This is a genomic window from Prosthecobacter sp. GW821-HT29F12 (genome assembly GCF_058803405.1).
In genome coordinates this window covers 6,770,965-6,791,922 of sequence record NZ_CM179517.1, presented here as the reverse complement: position 1 = coordinate 6,791,922, position 20,958 = coordinate 6,770,965, and the positions used below count along the sequence as shown (strand labels likewise).

Sequence of the window (20,958 nt, the reverse complement as noted above, 5' to 3'; positions counted from 1 at the left end):
TCAAATTGTTTTACGCCATTTAAATAGAGGAACTAAAAAATCTAGCCGAAGATGCAGCTCACTTAGCCCATGCCTTCCCCCTCGCCGGACAAGCCCACCCTGCCGAGTGGATGCCCCCCTCTCTATTATTACCGCCTAGCCAAGCAGCCGCGCCGACGATGGAAAACGCCAACCTAACGTCCCGCTCCTCCAGCGTCACCTGACCGCCTTTGACGACGGACCGGAAGGCCAGCATCAGCAGGATGCAGGCCCTCTCTCCCATGTCGCATTTCATCCATTCTTTGTCGTGACGGTCTGGACAGAATGGTTCATCGTCAAGCCCAACCATGAAATCCGCCGCCGTCGTTAATTACGCGCCTGAAAAAGGCTCCGTCGAAGTCCGTGAAATCGAAACACCCACCATCGGCAGCGAGGACGTGCTCCTCGAAGTGGCCAATGTGGGTGTCTGTGGCTCCGATCTGCACCAGTGGACCGCCGACCATTCCTGGCCGGTGAACTATCCGGTCGTGCTCGGCCATGAGTTCGGCGGACGCATCGTCGAAGTGGGCAAGGACGTGGAAGGCTGGAAGGAAGGCGACCGCGTCGTCTCCGAAACTGCGGCCATCATCAGCCCGAACAATCCGATGACCAAGCGAGGGCTCTACAATCTGGACCCAACCCGCAAGGGCTTCGGCTATGGCGTGAACGGAGCCATGACGAAATATGTGCGCGTGCCCAGCCGCATTCTGCACCACGTGCCGGATCAGCTTCCCTTTGAGCAGGCCTGCCTCACCGAACCCTGCTGCGTGGCCTACAGCGCGGTGGTGAAAAATGCGCGCATTGAACCTGGTGACCGAGTCGTCGTGCTTGGGCCAGGGACCATCGGCATCCTTTGCGCCGCAATGGCGCGTCTTTGCGGTGCACAAGTTGCCATCGTCGGCTTGCCGCAGGATGCGCACCGTTTGGAAATCGCGAAGCAGTACGGTTGCGAAGTCATCATTGGCGATGCGAAGCCGTGGGCCACTGCCCGCGACGGATTGGGCTGCGACGGAGTGATTGACGCTGCAGGTGCGAGCATCACACTCAAGATCGCGCTCGACATCGTGCGCCCGGCCGGATGGATCAGCAAAGTAGGATGGGGCCCGCAGCCTCTCGGCTTCAACCTCGATCCGCTGGTGCAGAAGAACATCACACTGCAAGGCAGCTTCAGCCACAACTGGCCGATCTGGGAGCGCGTCATCGCCCTGCTGAGCAGTGGTCAGTTTGATGTGAAGCCGATCATCGGCGGCGTCTGGCCCGTGACCGAATGGCACGAAGCCTTTGAGAAGATGCACAAGGGCGAAGTCGTGAAGAGCGTGCTGCGTCCGGTGTGATCGCCGGATCATCCCCATCCCTTTAAATCGCATGAGCATGCGATTTTTGTCGGCTGTGGCACTGTCTTGGGTGAGCGCACCTTCGCAGTGCCTGCCGGAAACGGGGCAATGGACCTTCACCCGCTCGGTACTGGACTTTGTGAACAAGTTCGTCAAATAGCCTGTGTGATGGACGGCGCACGGCCGTTCTTCTTTCTTCACCCACCACCACCATGAAATCCATTCTCTGCCTCGCCCTCCTGGCGACCTCCGCATTTGCCCTCGATTATCCACGCGTCATTTTCTCGGACGACTTCGCCGCCGACGGTTTCGGCAAAGCCTGGGGCCATTACAAGAGCTCCAGCGTGGTGAAAGACGGCGTGCTGGTGGGCATCACCGCGCCGGAGTCGGATCATGCGGCGGTGGATGTGATCCGAATCGCCCCTGAGACGGATCTGGAAGTGTCGGTGAAGTTCCAGTTCGTCAGCGATCAGGCCAAGGGCTTCAATGTCTGGCTTGATGACAAGGACTACAAAGGATCGCACGCAGGGCACATTTGCAGCATCTCGGTGAATCCAAAGTCCGTGGTCGTTGCGGATGCCAAGGCTGGCACCTTCAGCAACGACATCTACACACGCAAGAAGACGGTGCCGCCGACGCTGACTGCGGAGGACAAGGCCAACATGCTCAAGTGGACGAAGTCGGTGCCCACCACAGTGTCTCTCAAAGAGTGGCACACGCTCACCGTGCGCACCCAGAATGACGTGGTCGAAACCAGCATCGACGGGAAGGTTGTCAGCACTTTCCAGTCTCCCGGTGTCGCGCATGATCACAAGACGGTCGTGAGTCTCACCACCAACCGCATTGACGTGAAGTACGACGACTTCAGCATCAAGGGCGTGGCGAAATAATCAGACGAGTTTCCCTCTCACCAGTTTTTGATCCATTTGACGCCGAGGCTGGCATTGGCCTCGGTGTCTTTGGATTTGGCCATGACGTTTTTGTCGTCTTGAGAATATGACCAAAGGTCATAGGTGGAGTTGAGGGTGTTTTTCTTTGCGCTGTCGGCTTTGATGTATTGAAATGGGCGTCCGAAGGAATCGACGAGAATGTAATTGCCGCCCACCTTGCGCCACATGCCCTCCGGCATATCGGCCATGATGACGTTCTTCATTTCGTCTGCGCTGACCTTGCCATCTGACTGAGATTCGCCTTTCTCAGCGCGTCCGGCTCCCTTGATGGCATCATAGCCGTCTCCCCGCAGTGCTTGATACAGGCACCGGGCGGCACCGATGCGATAGACCTTTCCGGGCATGATCTCGGCGGTTTCATCTGCATTTACCGGCTCCGGATATTCACCATACTGCTCGTAGTAGCGCTCCAAGGCAGCCGCGACCGCCTCCATCGTGCCTTGGGTTGCCTGACGCTTGGATGAGCCCGATCCCCCCGGTACCAAGCACCAAGGCCGCAAGCAGTGCAATGATGCCGATGACAACGAGCAGCTCTATCAGCGTGAAACCATGGCCTTTAGAGCATTTTAAATAATAATGTAGCCATTGGGCGGGGATATGCTATGCATTGGGCATGGCAACACTCTCCCTTGATTTGCGTGAACGCATCGTCAGCGCGTATGACAAAGGTGAAGGCACGCGTGATGAGATCGCACGGCGCTTTCGCGTCTCGCTGGGCATGGTCAAAAAGCTCCTCCAGCAGCGTCGCAAGACCGGCAGCATCAAGTCCCGGCACCACCTCGCCGGACGCAAGAAGCTCATTGTGGCTGAGCACCGCATGACCATTAGGCAGCAGCTCAAACGCAAGCCCGACATGACGCTGGCCGAACTGCGCGACGCTCTGGGGCTGAAGTGCACGCTGCCCGCGATTCATTATGTGCTCGTGGACATGGGGCTGACATATAAAAAAAGACGCTCCGCGCCGCCGAGCAGGACCGGGAGGACGTCCGCAAAGCACGCCGCTGCTGGAAGCGCCGGCAAGGCGGCTTAGAGCCTTGGCGGCTGGTCTTTCTCGACGAGAGCGGTGCCAAGACCAACATGACGCGCCTGCGCGGCAGGGCACCCCGTGGGCGGCGGCTGCATGCCGCAGCCCCCTGTGGCCGCTGGCAGAGCACCACGATGATCTCCTCCATCCGGCTCGATGGCACCACGGCCTGCATGCACCTGGCAGGAGCCGCCGACACCGACGCCTTTGTGGCCTATATCGGCCAGGTGCTCTGCCCAACACTCAAGCAAGGTGACATTGTGGTGATGGACAATCTCGCGGTGCACAAGAGTCCGGAAGTGCTGCGCTTGGTGGCGGCAGCAGGAGCGGAGGTGCGGTTCCTGCCGGCCTACTCGCCCGACCTCAATCCCATTGAGAAAATGTGGAGCAAGATCAAAGCGCTGCTGCGCAGCGCCGAGGCCCGCACCCCCGAGCAACTCGACCAAGCCATCAGTCTGGCATTCTCAAAAATCACAGCCAAAGACGCTGCAGGTTGGTTTGCTTCTTGTGGCTATAGTATTATTTAATATGCTCTAGGCGGTGTTTGAAAACCCTCGATTGCCCAAGGAAAGCATTTGTGGCATGAGAGAAAACCGATGAAAACACAACGCTTTGCATGGTGGGAGCCGCTCAAAAAGCGACTCAAAAAAATGGTGCTTTGAACATTGGCGGCCGTCCGCGAGCGTCGCTGGATCTTGTTCTTGAAGGCTTGTTTTACCGGCTGCGCAACGCGGGTCCTTGGCGTGACCTGCCCGAATGTTTTGGTCCTTGGCGCACCATCTATGGCTGGCATCGGCAGTGGGCGCGCGAAGGTCTCTGGAAGCGCATGCTCACCATGGTCTCCCGCAAAACCAGGAACCGCATCAGGCTTGTGGATGGCACGCATGTGGTGGTTCATCAGTGTGCTGCAAATCCTGCAGGTGGCGCAGACAAGCAGGCCATGGGCAAAACGCGAGGAGGCCGCAATACCAAGATCATGGCCCTTACTGATGGGCGGGGGCTTGCAGTGAACCTGCTGCTCATCGCAGGACAGGCCTATGAAGGGCACCATGTTCTGCCGCTGCTGGGAAACCCTGCAGGGCTGTGCGTGGTTGGCGACAAAGGCTTCGACAGTGACAAGCTACGTCAGCAGCTTCAACTGCTCGGGGCAACCCATTGCATTCCACGCAGAGCCAGATGTGGAATCCAGCGCAAGGTCAGCCGTAAACTTTACCGACAGCGCTATCGCATTGAGAACTACTTCTGCCGTCTGAAGCGCTGGGCTTGTGCCAGCACTCGGCGAGACAAACTCGCCGCACATTTCCTCTCGCTCATCGAGTTTGCTGCCGTCATCGACTGGCTTCAATACGGCCGATGAGGGTTTTCAAACACCGCCTAGGCGGTGTTTGAAAACCCTCAATTGCCCGAGGAGAGCGTTTGTGGCATGAGAGAAAACCGATGAGAACACAACGCTTTGCATGGTGGGAGCCGATCAAAAAGCGGCTCAAAAAAATGGTGCCTTGAACATTGGCGGCAGGCCGCGAGCGTCGCTGGATCTTGTCCTTGAGGGCTTGTTTTACCGGCTGCGCAACGCAGGTCCCTGGCGTGACCTGCCCGAATGCTTTGGTCCCTGGCGCACCATCTATGGCTGGCATCGGCAGTGGGCACGTGAAGGTCTCTGGAAGCGCATGCTCACCATGGTCTCCCGCAAAACCAGAAACCGCATCAGGCTTGTGGATGGCACGCACGTGGTGGTTCATCAGTGTGCCGCCAATCCTGCAGGTGGCGCAGACAAGCAGGCCATGGGCAAAACGCGCGGAGGCCGCAACACCAAGATCATGGCTCTTACCGATGGGAGGGGGCTTGCAGTGAACCTGCTGCTCATCGCAGGACAGGCCTATGAAGGACACCATGTTCTGCCACTGCTTGGAAATCCTACGGGGCTCTGCGTGGTTGGCGACAAAGGCTTCGACAGTGACAAGCTGCGCCAGCAGCTTCAACTGCTCGGAGCAACCCATTGCATTCCACGCAGAGCCAGATGTGGAATCCAGCGCAAGGTCAGCCGTAAGCTTTACCGGCAGCGCTATCGCATTGAGAACTACTTCTGCCGTCTGAAGCGCTGGGCTTGTGCCAGCACTCGGCGAGATAAGCTCGCCGCACATTTCCTCTCGCTCATCGAGTTTGCTGCCGTCATCGACTGGCTTCAATACGGCCGATGAGGGTTTTCAAACACCGCCTAAGGGTGATTTTCATGGGGAAATGATAGGTGAAACCGGGGATTTGCCCAAGCTCAAAATCATTGACGCATTTCACACAGACTTTGTCGTGGAACTGCAGGGCGTGTCTCCGTTATGCTCAGAGTCATGAATCCCAACCCAACCAGCAGTGACCCAAGCACGCGGCGTGCCTTCGTGAAGGCGTCTGCCGTCGCGGCGGTGGCCCCCATGGCATCTGTGGTGGCGGCGGATCAGGTGATGGTGAAAGCACCGATGCGCGAGATCGAGACGGATGTGCTCGTTTGCGGTGGTGGCTGCGCGGGGACAGCGGCGGCACTCAGCGCCGCACGCAATGGCGCGAAGACACTTCTGGTGGAAAAGGCCCCGTTCGCGGGCGGCATCATCACCAGCGTGGGGCTGCCTTACTTTGATGGCATTGCGGACATCAAAACGCATCGCGTCGTGGTTCGCGGGATCGCATTGGAGTTGCTAGCGAAGACGGGGGTATGCAAGGCGGATGCCAAGGAGATCAAACCGCACAACCCCACGATACCGAACACGTTTGAGTTCAAGGTGCTGCTGGACCGCGAGTTGCAGGCCTGCGGCGACAAGTTGACTGTGCTTTTCAATTCCTTCGTGTGTGATGCGGAGTCTGCCAATGGCCGTGTGACTTCGGTGGTGATCGCGAACAAGGACGGACTCGTCCGCATCAAGCCCAAGGTGGTGATCGACTGCACGGGCGATGCCGATGTGGCGGCGCGCGCGGGTGCGCCCACCGAGCAAAGCGCCGAGGTGCAGCCGCTGACGCTGCATTTCCGCATCGCCAAGGTCCAGCGCGTGCAGGACATCAGCAAGCTCTGCCGTGCTGCGCTGGTGAAAGCGCAGGAGCTGGGAGAACTGCCGCATTTTTACGGGCCGGGAGTGATGTTCATGTATTCCAACGATGAGGTTTATATTCACGGTGTGCGTGTTCCCGCGAATCCCACCGACGCCGCTGATCTGAGCCGCGCTGAGATGCAGGGCCGGGCCGATGCGCTGGCCATGCATCGTGCGTGGAAGCGTGATATTCCCGCCTTTGCGGACTCCTATTTTCTCGAAGCTTATCCGTGGATCGGCGTGCGTGAGTCGCGCAGGCTCATCGGTCAGCACATTTTGAACGAGAAGGAAATCATGCAGGGCCGTCGGTTTGATGATGCGATTGCCACCGGCTGCTGGTATCTCGACCTGCACCCGAACAAAACCGTTGTCGGCAGTGCGAATGATTTTGATCCGCAGAAGGTGCAGCCAGGGCCTTATGACATTCCGTATCGCTCGCTGGTGCCGCAGCAGATTGAAAATCTGCTGGTGGCGGGCCGCTGCCACAGCGCCACGCGTGGCGCGCATGCTTCCACCCGTGTAACGGTGACCGCCATGGCGCTTGGTGAAGCGGCGGGTTGTGCTGCGGCGATGAGTTTGAAGCAGAAAACTTCGGTCGCATCGCTGAATGGTCAGCGCGTACGTGAAACTCTCTCCCAACAAAATTCCGGTCCTTTTACTGATTCCTAACCCATGTCCCGTCTTCAAAACAAAGTCGTCATCGTCACCGGCAGCGTCACCGGCATCGGCAAAGCCATCGCCAAGCGCTGCGTCGCAGAAGGAGCCCGCGTACTCATTCATGGTCTTGAGCAGGATCTTGGAGAGCAAACGGTTGCAGAACTCGGCACGGAGAACGCCACGCTTGTGATCAAAGATCTCGCTGACGAAGCCGCACCGCAGATGCTGGTAGATCAGGCTATCAAGGCCTTTGGTAAAATTGATGCCGTCGTCAACAACGCCGCGCAGGTGGGCACGGGGAACCTTCAAACTACGGACGGCGCGTGGTTCCGCCGCATGCTGGAGATCAACTGCGTGGTGCCTTACCTCATCATCCGCGCCGCGCTTCCTCACCTGCGCGAAACGCATGGCAGCATCATCAACATTGGCAGCGTCAATGCCTACAGCGGCGAGCCCAACCTCATGCCCTACAGCGTAAGCAAAGGTGCGCTTATGACACTGACCCGCAATCTGGGCGATACGCTCATGCGCGAAGACGGTGTGCGGGTGAACCAGATCAATCCTGGCTGGGTGCTCACGGAAAACGAGGCCAAGCGCAAACGCGAACACGGCCTGCGCGAAGACTGGTATGCCGATCTTCCCAAAGTCTATGCTCCCGCCGGACGCATCCTCTGGCCCGATGAGATCGCCGCCTGTGCGGCATGGCTGCTGGCCGATGAATGCGGCCCCATCAGCGGTCAGGTGTTTGACTTGGAACAGCATCCCTTCATTGGCCGCAATCCACCCAAAGACGCCTCCACCATTCCCTCCAAATAACCACCATGCCCAAACTCGCCGCCTTCCCCAAAGCCTTCATGCAGGCCCTCTGCAAAGAAGGAACCATGACCGTCTCCGAATGGATTCAGCTCGCCGCCAAACTCGATGTGCAGGGCCTTGAATGGTACGCAGGCTTTCTCGAGATGGCCGATGAGAGCAACTGGCCGCGCTTTCGCAAGGAGGTCGAGGATACTGGCAAGGTGATTCCGATGATGTGCTGCTCGCCCGACTTCACCCACCCGGATGCTGCTTTCCGCGACAAAGAAATCGCGAAGCAGAAACGCTGGATCGATATGACGCACACGCTCGGTGGATCCTACTGCCGCGTCCTCAGCGGGCAACGTCGTCCTGAACTGACGTTGGATGAAGGCGTGAAACTGGCCGCTGAATCCATCTATGCCTGCTTGCCCTATGCGCAGGAGCGCGGCATCACGCTGATCATTGAGAATCACTACAAGGATGATTTTTGGGAGTATCCCGAATTCGCGCAGAAGATGGATGTGTTCTGCAAACTCGTGGATGCGGTGAACCACCCGAACTTCGGCGTGAACTACGATCCTTCCAACACCTACCTCGCGGGTGAGGACCCGATTGAGCTGTTGAAGCGTGTGTCGCACCGAGTCGTGACCATGCATGCGAGCGACCGCTATCTGGCGGAAGGCACCATCGAAGATCTGCGCAAAGAAGAAGGCGGTGCGCAGGGCTATGCTAAGCGCCTGCGCCATGGCGAGATCGGCAAAGGGCTCAATGACTACGATGCGATCTTCACCGAACTGAAGAGCAAAGGCTTCAACGGCTGGATCAGCATCGAGGACGGTGTGGATGGCATGGAGCAGCTCGCACGCAGTGTGGATTTCCTGAAAAAGAAGATCGCCATCTACTGGCCGCAGTAGGCGATTCCACCCCCTCCATTTTTGTGATGAAAACGAACCCACGTAATTTCCTGGGAGGCATCTCCCTGCTCGTTTCACTCCGATGAAACCCACCATTTTCCTCTTCTGCCTCGCTCTGGCATCACTCTCGCATGGTGAGAGCGCGGGCCCGCTTCAGCCTGTCCTGCAGTCATTTGTGGACAAGCACATTGCGCCTGGTGTTGTTGTGTTGGTAGCCAACAAAGACAAGGTGCTCGATCTTGAGGCGGCGGGTTATGCCAGCCTGGCCAACAAAGCACCCATGCGCAAAGATGCGGTCTTTTGGATCGCTTCCATGAGCAAGTCGCTGACAGGCACAGCGCTGATGATGCTCGTCGATGAAGGCAAGGTGAGCCTGGATGATCCGGTGGAGAAGTTTTTGCCGGAGTTCAAAGGGCAACAGGTGAAAGCAGCGGACGGAACGCTCCACGCGCCTAAGAACCCGATAACTGTGCGGGAGGTGATGTGTCACACCAGCGGCCTCGTGCTCGCAAATGAAAAGGGATTGAAGAAAACGCAGTCGCTGCAGGAAAATGTGGTCTTGTTCGCCTCTTACCCTCTTCGTCAGGAGCCGGGCACGAAATACGAATACAACAACTGCGGCATCGATACGGGTGGCCGCATCATTGAGGTGCTCAGCGGCATGCGCTACGCTGACTTCATGCAGAAGCGTCTGTTTGATCCGCTGGGCATGAAGGACACGACCTTCTGGCCGAATGAAGAACAGGCATCACGGCTCGCACACACGGCACGCGTCACTGCGGACAAGACAGGTCTTGAGGAAATCAAGCAGGACAAGGATGCCGAACAGCGCATCATCGACAAATGGAGCGAGGGTGTCCATGTGCCGCGCGCGATCACGGCCGACATGGGCGCGGGCGTGGCTTTCAGCTATGCCAAGCACTTTGGTGAACCCGCCGGTGGCTTTTACTCCACGGCGTCCGATATTGGCACGTTCTGCCGCATGCTCCTCAATGGTGGTACGCTCGATGGGAAACGCTACCTTTCCGAACAGGCGGTGAAGCAGATGTCCTCCATTCAAACGGGTGATGTGCCTGTGAGCCCAGATTCAGCTTATGGCGTTGGCTTCTCGATCAAACTCAAGGATGATGAAGGCCCCAGCGTCGGCAGTTTTGGCCACCGGGGTGCACGCCGCACTGCCATGTGGATCGATCCGAAGAATGAGCTCGCAATGGTGATCCTCGTCGAGCGATTTGACATGACCGGCGAGGAGCAGAAGATCATGTACGGGAGCTTCATGAAAGCCGCAGTCACGCATTTTGGGATCAAACCATGAAGACCATGCTCATGCTTGTCGGTGCTCTGCTCTTCGATGATCCCGCACAAGGCATCACACTCGGGTGCCTGCGCCATCAACCTGATACCTGGATCGCCGACACACATGACCAAGGCGCCATTCCTGAGGATCCCCATACAGTGGCAAACGAATTGAAGCGGAATGCGCAGGCAGAATCGAAACTGCGTGGTGAACTCGGTCTAGGTCCAAATGACGTGCTGCTGAAGACCTTGGATCAACCCGCCAAAAATCCGTGAGCCAGCGAATTCATGCGCGCCTTGCCGCATCTCCGAGCTGCGGTTAGGAAGACTACTGCTAACTTTTAGAAGTAAGACACAACACTGATTCAACCATGAAACGCCTCCTGCTCCATCTAAGTCCCTGCCTCGTTCTGATCACCTCCGCACTCCATGCACAGGAACCGGAGCGCATTCGCGATGTCATTTACACCAAGCATGATGGCGTGGCGCTGACCATGGATGTGTTCAAGCCGGTGAAGCCGAACGGGGCGGCCATCATCAAGATCGTGAGCGGCGGATGGAAATCGAACCACAATGGCATCAGCGATGGCGGCTGGCCGAAGGCGGGCTACACGACGTTTGTGGTTGTGCATGGCACGCAGCCGCGTTTTCAGGTGGAGGAGATCGTGGCGGATCTGAATCGTGCGGTGCGTTTTGTGCGTGCTCATGCGGCCGACTATGGCGTGGATCCGCAAAAGCTCGGTGTCACTGGCAGCAGCGCAGGCGGGCACCTGAGCCTGATGCTGGCCACACGCGGGGGACCTGGCGATGCGAAGGCGGCAGATCCTATCGACCGTGAGAGCAGCGCGGTGAATGCCGTGGCATGCTTTTATCCGCCGACTGATTACCTGAACTGGTTCGAGCCGGGCGACAACGCGGTGGGCATCGGCAAGCTCGCGGCGTATGCAGGGGCTTTTGGTCCGAAGGCGGCGACCGAGGAAGGACGCGCGGCATTGGGACGCGAGCTCTCATCCATCTACTGGGTTCACAAGGGGCAGCCGCCGATCTTCATCGTGCATGGCGATGCTGACCCGCAGGTTTCGATCACACAGTCACAACGCTTTCTCAAGCGCTGCCACGAAGAGGGGGCCGTGTGCGAGCTGGTCATCCGCGAAGGTGCGGGGCATGGCGGCTGGCAGGAAATGCCACAGGACACGGAGCGCATGATCGAGTGGTTTGATCTTCAGCTTCTCGGCAAGCAGCCGGCCAAGGCGTTCACGCTGAATGTGACCTCACTCCCCAGCACACCGGTGCAGAAGGCTAAGAAGCCTTGAGTTCACTTGCCTTTATCATGAAGCCCTTTCTCTGCCTCCTGCTTCTCAGCATCACAGCTTGGGCTGATGATTCTGCCACTCTCACCGCCCTGCTGGCCAAAGGCGGCGTGGTGACGATTCCGTCTGGGGATTATCATCTTGATGGCATCAAGCCTCTAACGCTGGCCTCAAACATGACCGTGTTCGCTCATGGGGCCAGATTCATTCTACCCGAGACACTGCCTGACAAGGCGCGAGTGGTTGTGTTTGCTGGAGAGAACATCTCACACTTCACATGGCAGGGAGGGGAGTTTGTGGGCCATGTGTTTGATCCTGCCCAAAAGGAGAATCTGTGGGAGCCCAATGCGAACACGAAGGGCATTGAGATCACCACGACGAAAGAAGGCGGCACGCATGATATTCTCTTTCGCGAAGTGAAGGCCAATGGCATGGCCGGTGCCGTGATCGGAGTGCACGGACAGGCCGGAAAAAACAGCGAGAGTGAAGTGACCGCCTACGCCGAGCGCGTGGCGTTGGAAAGCTGCACGCTGCTGCGCAGCGGCAAGTTCATGTGGGACTACGGCTATCTCTGGCAGATCATGACGTGGCCTGAGTCGTATGAGCCATGGGAAGTGGAGGGGGCGAAGAAGTATTTCCGCACCGATCTCATGCGTGAGGTGACCTTCAGCAGTGATCTCGTGAAGTTCGACAACACGAACCGTCCGCTTGTCATCAGCGAAACCGATGAACCCAAGGATGCGCTGACCTTCCTGGGAACGGATCTGCCAAAAAATATCGTGCGTGGTCGCCAATATTTTGTTGTCGAATCCACGCCGGAACACATCAAGATTTCGGATCAGCCACAAGGTGCACCGGTTCGCTTTGAAGGTGGCGGAAGCGGCAGCCTGACCTTTAACATTAGCGCAACTTACCTCGCCGCGTATGCTCCGACGGGCAGTGGTCCGGGCAAAGGTGCCTTTGACATTGTGGGTGCCAAGGATGTGCGCGTCACCGGCTGCCAGCTCAGTGCGATAGGCGACACCATGCACATCCAGCGCAGCCGCAACATCGTCTTCGCGAACAACCACATCCTCGGCAGCCGCATGGGGGCCTTCTTTCTGGCGGAGTACTGCCAGAACGCCGCGATCACCGGCAATCTCGTGGACGGCACCAACGGCTCGCGCGTGGTGAGTGTGGAAAAAAGCTGCACGGACGTGACGATGACGGGCAACACCTTTCGCAATGGCGGACGCGGCGCGTGGATCAACCAGCCGGTCAATTTCGTCATGACGGACAATGTCTTCGTGAACAACACGACAAAGAACGAGCCCGACATGCGGCGTGGTCGCATCTCCTACCGCACGGCCAAGCCGGGTGAGTTTCCGGAACTCTACTTCACGATCTATGAGCCTGGCGCTGCCTACGGCCCCGTCATTGTGCGAGACAACATCTTCATCCTCGGCGATTCCTCACCCGGCGAGGCCGTCACATTCGCTCCCAACGGCCACGACCTGCAGTTCACCGGAAACACTTTCCAAAACAAGGCGGCAACCATCCTCGTGGATCCAAGCTGCAGAAATGCATTGATCGAGCACAATCAAGGAGCAACGACCGTCAGCAAGCCGGTGGATTTCAATCACGGGCGGCGGTGATTTCCAGCCTTACCCGCCCAGCGTCGGTGCGAAATTGAAAGGGATCAGCGGCGTATCGAGCGGCAGCCGGTATTTGTCCGGCTGTGCGTGGTTGTAAGCGCGGGTGGGGTGGTTGATAAAGCTGGCATCTACATGCCCCACATTTTGCACCGCGTGATACACGCCGGCAGGAATGCGCACGAGTCCGCGCTTCCGATCACTGAAGTACAGGACATTCAATTTTTGATAGGTGGGAGAATCCGGCCGGTCGTCGTAGAGAGCCACACGAAAAGAACCGACGGCCATAAACAGGCGGTCGGTCTGCAGGAGGTGTTTGACCCAGCCCTTCGTCTGGCCAGGCCGGATGCTGGCGAAGTAGGCGTAAACCATGGGGCCGTCATCAAAGTCCCACGCAGTGCTGTATACCTCGCAGAGATCACCTCGTTCATCGGGATGTGTGACCGCAAGACGCACTTTGACACCATCGATCAGAGTTTGGACGGGCTGGCCTTGCGGCGTGACGGTTTGCCGATCAGGCGTGGCGGAAAGTTCAGATTTCATGGATGAAAATTAGGATTTGGGTACGAGCCCCTTGTACTTACGGCGGCGGTCAAACACCGTTTTTTTATACCCTCGGAACAGTTTGCCGAAGAAGTCCGCCTTAGCACGGAACCACAGGCCTATCAACGTGCCTGCTGCCTGGAAAGGATGGGTGGCCAGCTCTATCAGCTCTGCTTGTTCAATGTTCTCTCCGGCTTCCAATCTTTTGGTCCATGCCGCCTGCTCATGACAGGGTTTGTCACGGTAGACATTCTTTCGTTCAGCCGCAGGCAGTTTCAATACGGTGAGCCGGGGCACAAAGCGAAACACGCCTCCGGCCTCATGCATTCGGACCAGCAAGTCCGCTTCAGGATCCATGGTGATCTCACGATAAGACCGCCAACCTCCCACTTTTTGCGCCAGGCTTTTGCGATGCATCACTCCAGAAGGAGGGATCCACATGCCGGGCTGATAGCGCTGGGGATTGTGCGGCATCAATGCCCGCTTTTGATCCGGCAGAATGAACGAAAGGGCTCCCCAGGCCACGTCTGCACCATCGTCCAGGGCTGCCACCAGTGATTCCAGATGGTGCGGCAGCCAGAGATCATCATGCCCCAGATAGGCGACGTATTCGCCCCGTGCGCGCTGGATACCATCATTGTTCGGCCCGCCCTGCTGCCCGAAGTTTGTCGCCCGATTGTACCAATGCACACGCGGGTCCTGAATGGCGGTCACCACTTGTTCAGAGTCGTCCGTGCAGGCGTCTCCCACCACCCACAGTTCAAAATCCGTCCGCGTCTGGCGCAAGATGCTGCCAATGGAGTATGGCAGGACCGAACTCCAGTTGTAGGTGGCCATTACGACAGTGACTTTGGGTTCTGTATTCACCATCGCGCCCCGATACGCGAACGCCCGGTGTGCGTCAACTTCCCCGGCCCAATTATCGCTGACGGGCAACAAGGCACCGCATGAATGCAAAACCGCTCGAAAGACATAGATGGCCTGTGCTATAGGCAGGCCTCATGGCTCTCACTCGCATTTACCTGATTCGTCACGGCGCCACCATTCTGACTGCCGAAGACCGCTTTGCCGGCGCCACCAATGTGCCGCTGTCCGATGAAGGCCGTGCGCAGGCGGGCCGCCTGGCGCAGCGTCTGAAAGGCCTGCCGGTGGCTGCGGTGTACGCCTCACCTCTTGATCGCACGATGGAAACGGCGCGCATTCTGGCAGCGCCGCATCAACTGGAGGTCCATCCACGTGACGGCCTGCGTGAGATCTCGCATGGCCACTGGGAGCAACTGACACGTGCCGAGGTGGAACAGCAGTTTCCTGCCGAGGCAGCCGCGTGGGATGAAGATCCCTTCACCTTTGCTCCTGAAGGAGGCGAGAGTGGCCTCGCGGTGACCGCACGCGCACTGCCGGCTTTGATGGAAGTGGTCAGGCAGCACGAAGGTGAGTCATTGATTGTCGTTTCGCACAAGGCGACGATCCGCCTGCTGCTCAGTTCCCTGCTCGGATTCGATCCCCGGCGGTATCGGGATAATCTGGATCAAAACCCGGCTGCACTGAATGTCGTAGACTTCAAAGATCCGGTGCGTGCGCGTTTGATGCTCTTCAATGACACCTCGCATTACTCCGAAGACACATTGATCAAGCCTGACACCCCCAAGGCTTGTCTTTCGACCTGGTGGGCGAAATGAAACGGCTCTGAATACTCCTCCCCATTTCAAAGATTGTTGCGCATTAGAGCGGCATCCCGACAGTTTTGTTCCCATGAACGACGACCTTCTGCGTGACACTGAACGCTTCCTGCATGAGCAGATCCCGCTCACGCAGGCGATGGGTGTAAAGCTGGAAAGCTACAACGGCGCACAACTCGTGGTGACAGCACCGCTGGAGCCGAATCACAATCATCTCGGCACCGCTTTCGGCGGCAGCCTCAGTGCGCTGACCACGCTGACCGGCTATGCCATGCTCTGGCTGCAACTGGGGGACCGCAATGCACACATCGTGATCCGCGAAAGCAACATCCGCTACAAGCGCCCGGTGGGCGGCATGCTCCGAGCTGTGTGCATGAGGCCGGATGAGGCGGCGCTGGCCGCGTTCAAATCAGTCTTCCAAAGCACCGGCAAGGCGCATCTCAAACTTCAGGTGCAGGTCATCCACGCAGAGCAAATCTGCGTGCTGTTTGAGGGGGACTTCGTGGCGCTCCGCTAACACTCGCAGCATGTGCTAGGGCACGCCTTCTCACTTGGCTTTGGCCACTCCCATGTCCACGAGTTCGACTCGGCGGTTCTTCGCACGGCCTTCCTCGGTGGCATTTGTCGCCACAGGAGAAGCGAAGGAAATTCCGACCGGAAACAGCCGCTCTTTGGAAATGCCTTTGTCCGCCAGATTCGCCACCACGGAGTCAGCGCGCTTCTGTGACAAGCTGCGGTTGTACTCAAAGCTGCCTTCCGTATCCGTGTGGCCGACGACGAGCACGCGCAGGTCCGCCTTTTCCTGGAGCAGTTTGGCGATCTCCGCCAGCGTTGCTTCGGAGTCCGGGCGGATCGTGGCTTTGTCGGTGTCAAACTGGATGCCGTAGAGAGCCACCTTGCCATTGAGGGCGATCTGACTGGCCATTTCTGCCGCCTTCACCAGCACCATCTTCTGCTCCATCGGTTTCACTTCGCAGATGTCCACGCGTACAAGGGTGCTCTTCTCAGGAACCTTCAGCGAGGCAGCAGTCCATGAAGCTTCAAATGACCAGACGGAGCAGAAAACATCTCCTTCGGGACGTGAGAGGCGGGTGGCAAGGTAGTGCGACTTTGTCTTGTCCGGCCCCTGCATGGCCATGATCTGCGGATGATCCCGGTTCGTGTTCTCCGGAGTCATGCCATAGACTTCCATCGCCAGATTGTCGCCCTTGTTCTTCTCGATCTCCTCGCCCGAGGCACGGAAGAGAATCTCAAATCCTTTTTCCTTCAGTTCATTTTCATACTGGCGCACGCCTTCCAGCGTGCCGATGCCTGCGGGCAGGTTGTAAAATAGCGTGGTCTTGCGCCCTTCGACCTCCACTTTTTTGAAGGGCTTCATCTTACCTTCGCCGTAATCAAAGACGATGCACTCCAGCGCCATCTTCAGCGCGTCGTAGTTCTTCTGTTCATACGATACCAGCGTGGAGCCTTCGTAGCGCTTGAGCAGAGGATGGTCCTTGCCGCCCTTCACATCCGCAGCCGTTGAAACCTCCAAGCACAAACCAAAGGCAAAAACGGCAGTGAGAAGAACAGGCTTCAGAATTTTCATATGCGGGAAAATGAACTCACCGCGCCGCCACGCAAGCAAACTCCTTGGATAGAATGCCGAATCTTGAGGTGAGTGGCTTGATGCGTTTCGATTCTTGGCGGCCTGCTTCCTTCCGAGCCTGCAAGAAGTGCGCGGGCCTGCCGTTCAAATTTCCCCATGATTCGAACGACACTCCTCTCTCTTCTTCTCGGCACGGCCTCCCTGGCTGTGGCCGGTCAAACCCTGCCTGAAAGCGCCAAAGTCGGCCAGTTCTATGCCGGCTGCCAGGCCTACACCTTCAAGTCGTTTGATTTGATGACGGCTCTGGAAAAAATCGCCGCCGCCGGTGGCAAGACGGTGGAGTTTTTCCCCGGCCATCTGCTTTCCAAGGCCGATCCGAAGTCCAAGTTCGACCACAACACCACAGCGGAGCAGCGCGCTCCGGTGAAGGCCAAACTAAAGGAACTGGGCCTCACGCCCGTGGGCTATGGCGTGGTGCGCCTGCCAAACAACGAGGAGGAATGCCGCAAGATTTTCGACTTCTGCAAGGACATGGGAGTTGGCGTGGTCGTCAGCGAACCTGCCGACGATGCCTTCGACCTCATCGAAAAACTGGTGAAGGAATACGACATCAAGATGGGGATCCACAATCACCCCAAGAAGCCGCTGGATCGCAGCTATCGCTACTGGGACCCCGAGTATGTGCTCAGCCTGGTGAAAGACCGCGATGCCCGCATGGGCTCCTGCGCAGACATCGGCCACTGGGTGCGCTCGGGAGTGAAACCCACCGACGCCATCAAGATTCTCAAAGGCCGCATCTTTGACAGTCACGTCAAAGACCTCGACGCTTTCGGCGTGCGTGAAGCCAAGGACATGGTCTGGGGCACCGGCCAGTCGGACATCCCTGCCGTGCTCAACCTCTATGCCGAGCAGGGCTTCATGGGCCCGCTGGATGTCGAATGGGAAAAGGACTGGGAGACCAGCCTGCCTGACGTGACGAAGTGCCTGGAATTCGTGAAGAACTTCAAGCCCACGCCAACGAAGTAACCGTCAATTTTTAAACTTCACTCCGCAGCGGCGCAGAGTCACCCACTCTGCGCCGTTTTGTTTTTCCGCCCGACACTTCGCGGCGACAGCATCCAGCATTGACCACACGACGTCCGCCACCATGATTCCCGCCATGAAACACCGCACCCTCCTTATCACTCTTCTTCTGATCTGCTTTGGCGCAACCTTCACTCATGCCGATCAGTTCGTGCTGTTTGATGTCACCTTCACTTTCACTCAGGAAGACGCTTTGAATTCGAAGCCCAATCAGTCGCACTATTATGTCAAAGGCGACATGCTGAATGCTGCGCGCCCCAAGGACTGGACGGCCCCCGTGGACTACCGCAATGGCACCGTGCATGTGCGGCTTGAAGTTCTTGAAAAGCCCGCGGGCGATCAACCCACGACATGGAGCGTCTGCTACATTCCCTACAAGGGCCAGAACCACGGCTACGGCTGCATTGGCACCGGAGTTTATAAGACCACCGGCGTGCATGAGAAGGACCTCGACATGACCACCTTCTGGCAAAACAACGACATCCTCTGGAACCAGGGCATCAAGGAAATGCATCTCGTCATCAAAGACGATCACAATCTGCATGCTCACAAACGTCCTGATCCCGAAAAGTTCTTTCCCACCAAAGTTCGCATGACGCTTATCCAGGTCTCGAAGGGTATGAAGTATGATCCTTCGAAAGTGCCAGGACTGACGGCGGTGAAACCCAACTGACCCGGTGCTATGCCGTGCCCGCCCGGCGCTGCATTTGCCGTGATTTGCGCCAGAGCAACACGAGCGGCAGGAACCAGAAAATATTGAGCAGGACCGCGTATTTCATCGCCTGGCGGGTGAACTGGAAAAACACGCTCTGCTTCATCACCGCCCTGGCAGCAGCATCATTCACATGCTGCGCTACGGCCACGTCACCCAGTGCATAATGATGCGCGGCAACCAAGGCGCCCTGCACCGCCTCCCAGCCCACGACACAGCCGCCGTAGGCATTCCAGCCGAGGGCGCAGCCACCAATGGCCCATACGCCGACTCCGAGGCCGCCCCAGCAGGCCACGCCTGTCGCCAGTCCGCCCAATGAGACCAGCCCCAATGAACAGGCCCCCAGACTGATGGGCGCAATGGTGCAGGCACCAAAAGCCCCGATCACCCCGATGGCAAAGTCTCCCACCGCGAACCATGCCTTCACAGGGCGGATAGGCTCACCGCGTTTCCGGCCCAAGCGCAAGTGCACAAGAGGCAGCCCCAGCAGCATCCACTTGCTGCGATACTCGAGCTCCGGCACGCCCCATTTTCCAATGGACAGACTCGGCGCTTCTTGGACCGCCGCTTCCTGGAATGCCACTTTCCGGTTCTGCCGAAAACCCCATACCAAACCACCTAAACAGAAGAGCAGACATGCCGCGATCATCACCGTCAGCAGGGTGACGTATGCTGCAGGATGCTGCAGAGCCAGCCATTTGCCGTTGTATATAAGTGCCGCCGTGAACGCGCAGAAAAAGAGGATCCCTCCCAGCACCACCAGGAAGAACTTCTTGATCATCTGCTGCTCCTCCACGGACCGCGCGCTGTCCATGCTCACCTTGTAGCCGATGCCTGCGGCCACAAAAGCAAGCAGCGGGCTCAGCACCCCGTTCATCAAAAAGACAAGGAAGGTCTTGCCGCTTGCACCCCCTTTGACCAGCGTCACTCCGGCAGTGGCGGCGGAGGCAGATGTGGTGGCCAGCGGCAGCGCCGCGAGCACGCCGCAGGTGAAGGCTGCGGTGGGCATGGTCTGGCGCAGCGTGTTTCCCAGCCTGCGCTCCACGTGCTCCGCCAGCATCGCACGGCCACGCGCCAGACGCTGCTTCACCGCGTCTTCAGACAGCCCCAGAGACTCCGCCACCGCGCCCACGGATTCCTGCTGACGATAATACAACACCATGGGTTCTCGATAGTTCGATGGCAGGGTCTGCAGCGCGCTCCAGAGCATCGCCGTTTCCTGTTCATTGATCGCGCACTCATCGGGCGAAAGTTCGTCTGATGCCGGATGCATCACCTCATCCAGTTCTGCCGCCATCGCTGTGGGTGTACGCTGCTGCCGGCGCAGGAAATTATGGATGACATGACGGGCGATACCGCAGAGCCAGCCGCGAAGATTGCCCTTCTCTCGCAGATTGCGCAGCTGCTTCCATGCGGTGATAAAGGTTTCCTGAGCCAGGTCTTCGCTCACATGCACATTGCCGCAGGCGCTGTAGGCCAGCCCGCAGACGAGCGACTGGTGCCGCTCCACGATGCGGCCGAAGGCCTGTGTGTCGCCCAGCAGGCTGAGTTCCACGAGTTGAGTGTCGTCTGTAGTTCCAGGGATGAGAGTTGCAGTATTCATGTCATCCTCCAGTGGTCGCCGCTGCATGCGCGGTGACAAAAAATGTGTGCTTTCACGCGAAACGTCAAACACAACGCAGCACCATCCACGCAAGGCGAAAACTAGCGCTATCTTATCCAATCCGCCGCGCCAAAGCTCTCCGCCATGAAACTCCCCGGCTATTCTTTCTTCACCGGCCTGCTCACCTGCCTTTTCGGAGCACTCCAGCAGACATCGGCTGAACCGATTCAGGTGAAAGCTCAATTTGTGCATGAGGATGGCCGTGCGATTTCTGGCATGCCCGTGCGTATGATCATTGGCAGCGAGAAAGACTCACGCGCTCCGAATGCGGGGAAAAACCTCACCACCGACAGCGATGGCCGCGTGAGCTACACCATTGATGCTCCCATCAAGGAGCGGAAGATTCAAACCGGCTCCGCCTTCTTCCGCTCAGCATCGCAATTAATCGAGGTCGGCATCGAGATGGAACTGCTGGGGCGCCGCGCCTTTTATTGGATTGAACTGGATCTGGTCAAAGCCGGTCCATTGATGGGCCAGACTGCCTACGTAGCAGGTTCCAACGGTCGCTTTGACCAGATGCTCAAGTTCAATGATAAAACGCATAGCTGGTCCTTTCCTGACGATCCCAAAGGCATGCAACTGACCGGCACGGGAGCGAATGTTCTCCAGCATGACATGAAGAAAAACGCCACAACAGGTCGCTGGGAAATCGATTTGAAAGTGGAAAAGCAGAAGTGGGAGCAGCGCTGA

The 20,958-nt window shown here is 58.0% G+C and carries 23 protein-coding genes and 1 pseudogene; 18 read left to right on the top strand and 6 right to left on the bottom strand.

The window, feature by feature from the left end; translation table 11 throughout:
- Positions 1–326: 326 nt before the first annotated feature.
- Together AC3RLQ_RS28100 and AC3RLQ_RS28095 are read left to right on the top strand one after the other, a co-directional pair.
- A complete protein-coding gene (locus tag AC3RLQ_RS28100; RefSeq protein ID WP_422314814.1) occupies positions 327–1,352 on the top strand; it encodes a zinc-binding dehydrogenase in 1,026 nt (341 codons plus the stop codon).
- Between the two features lie 212 nt (positions 1,353–1,564).
- Entirely contained in the window at positions 1,565–2,242 is a 678-nt protein-coding gene (locus tag AC3RLQ_RS28095; RefSeq protein ID WP_493031935.1) for a 3-keto-alpha-glucoside-1,2-lyase-like domain-containing protein, read from the top strand.
- Positions 2,243–2,259: 17 nt separating this feature from the next.
- On the opposite strand, the gene AC3RLQ_RS28090 is transcribed toward AC3RLQ_RS28095, so the two are convergent.
- On the bottom strand, positions 2,260–2,736 hold the full coding sequence (locus AC3RLQ_RS28090; RefSeq protein WP_493031934.1) for a hypothetical protein: 477 nt from the start codon (positions 2,734–2,736) through the stop codon (positions 2,260–2,262).
- Complete coding sequence (locus AC3RLQ_RS28085) at positions 2,687–2,899, bottom strand: type II secretion system protein (protein ID WP_493038773.1); 213 nt, start codon at positions 2,897–2,899, stop codon at positions 2,687–2,689. Before AC3RLQ_RS28085 ends, AC3RLQ_RS28090 begins: the two co-directional genes overlap by 50 nt.
- 16 nt (positions 2,900–2,915) lie before the next feature.
- Between AC3RLQ_RS28085 and AC3RLQ_RS28080 the strand changes: the two genes are divergently transcribed.
- From AC3RLQ_RS28080 to AC3RLQ_RS28030, 11 genes and pseudogenes are all read left to right on the top strand, one after another.
- Positions 2,916–3,332 (top strand): transposase, encoded by a 417-nt coding sequence (locus AC3RLQ_RS28080; RefSeq protein ID WP_493031933.1) that lies wholly within the window; start codon positions 2,916–2,918, stop codon positions 3,330–3,332.
- A pseudogene (locus AC3RLQ_RS28075) lies at positions 3,314–3,853 on the top strand (IS630 family transposase); the annotation flags it as partial. The gene AC3RLQ_RS28080 and the pseudogene AC3RLQ_RS28075, both read left to right, overlap by 19 nt.
- An 89-nt stretch (positions 3,854–3,942) precedes the next feature.
- Positions 3,943–4,683, top strand: a complete 741-nt coding sequence (locus AC3RLQ_RS28070) for an IS5 family transposase (protein ID WP_493031932.1) — start codon at positions 3,943–3,945, stop codon at positions 4,681–4,683.
- A 100-nt stretch (positions 4,684–4,783) separates the two neighbouring features.
- Positions 4,784–5,524 carry an IS5 family transposase gene (locus AC3RLQ_RS28065; RefSeq protein ID WP_493031931.1) on the top strand — a complete coding sequence of 247 codons (741 nt, stop codon included), beginning with the start codon at positions 4,784–4,786 and terminating at the stop codon, positions 5,522–5,524.
- 144 nt (positions 5,525–5,668) lie between these two features.
- A complete protein-coding gene (locus AC3RLQ_RS28060) occupies positions 5,669–7,066 on the top strand; it encodes an FAD-dependent oxidoreductase (protein ID WP_493031930.1) in 1,398 nt (465 codons plus the stop codon).
- Positions 7,067–7,069: 3 nt separating this feature from the next.
- A complete protein-coding gene (locus AC3RLQ_RS28055; RefSeq protein ID WP_493031929.1) occupies positions 7,070–7,870 on the top strand; it encodes an SDR family NAD(P)-dependent oxidoreductase in 801 nt (266 codons plus the stop codon).
- A 5-nt stretch (positions 7,871–7,875) separates the two neighbouring features.
- On the top strand, positions 7,876–8,763 hold the full coding sequence (locus tag AC3RLQ_RS28050) for a sugar phosphate isomerase/epimerase family protein (protein WP_493031928.1): 888 nt from the start codon (positions 7,876–7,878) through the stop codon (positions 8,761–8,763).
- 82 nt (positions 8,764–8,845) lie between these two features.
- Positions 8,846–10,078 (top strand): serine hydrolase domain-containing protein, encoded by a 1,233-nt coding sequence (locus AC3RLQ_RS28045; protein WP_493031927.1) that lies wholly within the window; start codon positions 8,846–8,848, stop codon positions 10,076–10,078.
- Positions 10,075–10,335, top strand: a complete 261-nt coding sequence (locus AC3RLQ_RS28040) for a hypothetical protein (protein ID WP_493031926.1) — start codon at positions 10,075–10,077, stop codon at positions 10,333–10,335. Before AC3RLQ_RS28045 ends, AC3RLQ_RS28040 begins: the two co-directional genes overlap by 4 nt.
- A 95-nt stretch (positions 10,336–10,430) precedes the next feature.
- The gene (locus AC3RLQ_RS28035) at positions 10,431–11,372 is read left to right on the top strand and encodes a prolyl oligopeptidase family serine peptidase (RefSeq protein WP_493031925.1); all 942 of its coding nucleotides are present in this window, start codon (positions 10,431–10,433) and stop codon (positions 11,370–11,372) included.
- 17 nt (positions 11,373–11,389) lie between these two features.
- Positions 11,390–13,003: a right-handed parallel beta-helix repeat-containing protein gene (locus AC3RLQ_RS28030; protein WP_493031924.1), complete on the top strand. Its 1,614-nt coding sequence runs from the start codon at positions 11,390–11,392 to the stop codon at positions 13,001–13,003.
- A 9-nt stretch (positions 13,004–13,012) separates the two neighbouring features.
- Here the strand turns inward: AC3RLQ_RS28030 and AC3RLQ_RS28025 are convergent, their stop codons facing one another.
- Together AC3RLQ_RS28025 and AC3RLQ_RS28020 are read right to left on the bottom strand one after the other, a co-directional pair.
- Positions 13,013–13,543 (bottom strand): dTDP-4-dehydrorhamnose 3,5-epimerase family protein, encoded by a 531-nt coding sequence (locus AC3RLQ_RS28025; protein WP_487687409.1) that lies wholly within the window; start codon positions 13,541–13,543, stop codon positions 13,013–13,015.
- Between the two features lie 9 nt (positions 13,544–13,552).
- The gene (locus AC3RLQ_RS28020) at positions 13,553–14,482 is read right to left on the bottom strand and encodes a glycosyltransferase family 2 protein (protein WP_493031923.1); all 930 of its coding nucleotides are present in this window, start codon (positions 14,480–14,482) and stop codon (positions 13,553–13,555) included.
- Between the two features lie 62 nt (positions 14,483–14,544).
- Between AC3RLQ_RS28020 and AC3RLQ_RS28015 the strand changes: the two genes are divergently transcribed.
- Both AC3RLQ_RS28015 and AC3RLQ_RS28010 read left to right on the top strand, forming a co-directional pair.
- Positions 14,545–15,222 carry a histidine phosphatase family protein gene (locus AC3RLQ_RS28015; protein ID WP_493031922.1) on the top strand — a complete coding sequence of 226 codons (678 nt, stop codon included), beginning with the start codon at positions 14,545–14,547 and terminating at the stop codon, positions 15,220–15,222.
- Between the two features lie 73 nt (positions 15,223–15,295).
- Complete coding sequence (locus AC3RLQ_RS28010; RefSeq protein ID WP_493031921.1) at positions 15,296–15,739, top strand: YiiD C-terminal domain-containing protein; 444 nt, start codon at positions 15,296–15,298, stop codon at positions 15,737–15,739.
- A gap of 30 nt (positions 15,740–15,769) precedes the next feature.
- Here the strand turns inward: AC3RLQ_RS28010 and AC3RLQ_RS28005 are convergent, their stop codons facing one another.
- Positions 15,770–16,810 carry an OmpA family protein gene (locus AC3RLQ_RS28005; RefSeq protein ID WP_493031920.1) on the bottom strand — a complete coding sequence of 347 codons (1,041 nt, stop codon included), beginning with the start codon at positions 16,808–16,810 and terminating at the stop codon, positions 15,770–15,772.
- A 156-nt stretch (positions 16,811–16,966) separates the two neighbouring features.
- Between AC3RLQ_RS28005 and AC3RLQ_RS28000 the strand changes: the two genes are divergently transcribed.
- Both AC3RLQ_RS28000 and AC3RLQ_RS27995 read left to right on the top strand, forming a co-directional pair.
- Complete coding sequence (locus AC3RLQ_RS28000) at positions 16,967–17,836, top strand: sugar phosphate isomerase/epimerase family protein (protein ID WP_493031919.1); 870 nt, start codon at positions 16,967–16,969, stop codon at positions 17,834–17,836.
- 133 nt (positions 17,837–17,969) lie between these two features.
- The gene (locus tag AC3RLQ_RS27995; RefSeq protein ID WP_493031918.1) at positions 17,970–18,566 is read left to right on the top strand and encodes a hypothetical protein; all 597 of its coding nucleotides are present in this window, start codon (positions 17,970–17,972) and stop codon (positions 18,564–18,566) included.
- A gap of 7 nt (positions 18,567–18,573) precedes the next feature.
- On the opposite strand, the gene AC3RLQ_RS27990 is transcribed toward AC3RLQ_RS27995, so the two are convergent.
- Positions 18,574–20,208 carry an RNA polymerase sigma factor gene (locus AC3RLQ_RS27990; protein WP_493031917.1) on the bottom strand — a complete coding sequence of 545 codons (1,635 nt, stop codon included), beginning with the start codon at positions 20,206–20,208 and terminating at the stop codon, positions 18,574–18,576.
- A 144-nt stretch (positions 20,209–20,352) separates the two neighbouring features.
- On the opposite strand from AC3RLQ_RS27990, the gene AC3RLQ_RS27985 reads away from it, so the two are divergent.
- Entirely contained in the window at positions 20,353–20,958 is a 606-nt protein-coding gene (locus AC3RLQ_RS27985; protein WP_493031916.1) for a hypothetical protein, read from the top strand.

Coding starts and splice junctions, on each gene's coding strand:
- AC3RLQ_RS28045 (WP_493031927.1), top strand. CDS start 8,846: ATGAAACCCACCATTTTCCTCTTCTGCCTCGCTCTGGCATCACTCTCG.
- AC3RLQ_RS28080 (WP_493031933.1), top strand. CDS start 2,916: ATGGCAACACTCTCCCTTGATTTGCGTGAACGCATCGTCAGCGCGTAT.
- AC3RLQ_RS28060 (WP_493031930.1), top strand. CDS start 5,669: ATGAATCCCAACCCAACCAGCAGTGACCCAAGCACGCGGCGTGCCTTC.
- AC3RLQ_RS28005 (WP_493031920.1), bottom strand. CDS start 16,810: ATGAAAATTCTGAAGCCTGTTCTTCTCACTGCCGTTTTTGCCTTTGGT.
- AC3RLQ_RS28095 (WP_493031935.1), top strand. CDS start 1,565: ATGAAATCCATTCTCTGCCTCGCCCTCCTGGCGACCTCCGCATTTGCC.
- AC3RLQ_RS28040 (WP_493031926.1), top strand. CDS start 10,075: ATGAAGACCATGCTCATGCTTGTCGGTGCTCTGCTCTTCGATGATCCC.
- AC3RLQ_RS28000 (WP_493031919.1), top strand. CDS start 16,967: ATGATTCGAACGACACTCCTCTCTCTTCTTCTCGGCACGGCCTCCCTG.
- AC3RLQ_RS28100 (WP_422314814.1), top strand. CDS start 327: ATGAAATCCGCCGCCGTCGTTAATTACGCGCCTGAAAAAGGCTCCGTC.
- AC3RLQ_RS28090 (WP_493031934.1), bottom strand. CDS start 2,736: ATGGAGGCGGTCGCGGCTGCCTTGGAGCGCTACTACGAGCAGTATGGT.
- AC3RLQ_RS28025 (WP_487687409.1), bottom strand. CDS start 13,543: ATGAAATCTGAACTTTCCGCCACGCCTGATCGGCAAACCGTCACGCCG.
- AC3RLQ_RS28015 (WP_493031922.1), top strand. CDS start 14,545: ATGGCTCTCACTCGCATTTACCTGATTCGTCACGGCGCCACCATTCTG.
- AC3RLQ_RS27990 (WP_493031917.1), bottom strand. CDS start 20,208: ATGAATACTGCAACTCTCATCCCTGGAACTACAGACGACACTCAACTC.
- AC3RLQ_RS28055 (WP_493031929.1), top strand. CDS start 7,070: ATGTCCCGTCTTCAAAACAAAGTCGTCATCGTCACCGGCAGCGTCACC.
- AC3RLQ_RS28030 (WP_493031924.1), top strand. CDS start 11,390: ATGAAGCCCTTTCTCTGCCTCCTGCTTCTCAGCATCACAGCTTGGGCT.
- AC3RLQ_RS28035 (WP_493031925.1), top strand. CDS start 10,431: ATGAAACGCCTCCTGCTCCATCTAAGTCCCTGCCTCGTTCTGATCACC.
- AC3RLQ_RS28070 (WP_493031932.1), top strand. CDS start 3,943: ATGGTGGGAGCCGCTCAAAAAGCGACTCAAAAAAATGGTGCTTTGAAC.
- AC3RLQ_RS27995 (WP_493031918.1), top strand. CDS start 17,970: ATGAAACACCGCACCCTCCTTATCACTCTTCTTCTGATCTGCTTTGGC.
- AC3RLQ_RS28010 (WP_493031921.1), top strand. CDS start 15,296: ATGAACGACGACCTTCTGCGTGACACTGAACGCTTCCTGCATGAGCAG.
- AC3RLQ_RS27985 (WP_493031916.1), top strand. CDS start 20,353: ATGAAACTCCCCGGCTATTCTTTCTTCACCGGCCTGCTCACCTGCCTT.
- AC3RLQ_RS28065 (WP_493031931.1), top strand. CDS start 4,784: ATGGTGGGAGCCGATCAAAAAGCGGCTCAAAAAAATGGTGCCTTGAAC.
- AC3RLQ_RS28050 (WP_493031928.1), top strand. CDS start 7,876: ATGCCCAAACTCGCCGCCTTCCCCAAAGCCTTCATGCAGGCCCTCTGC.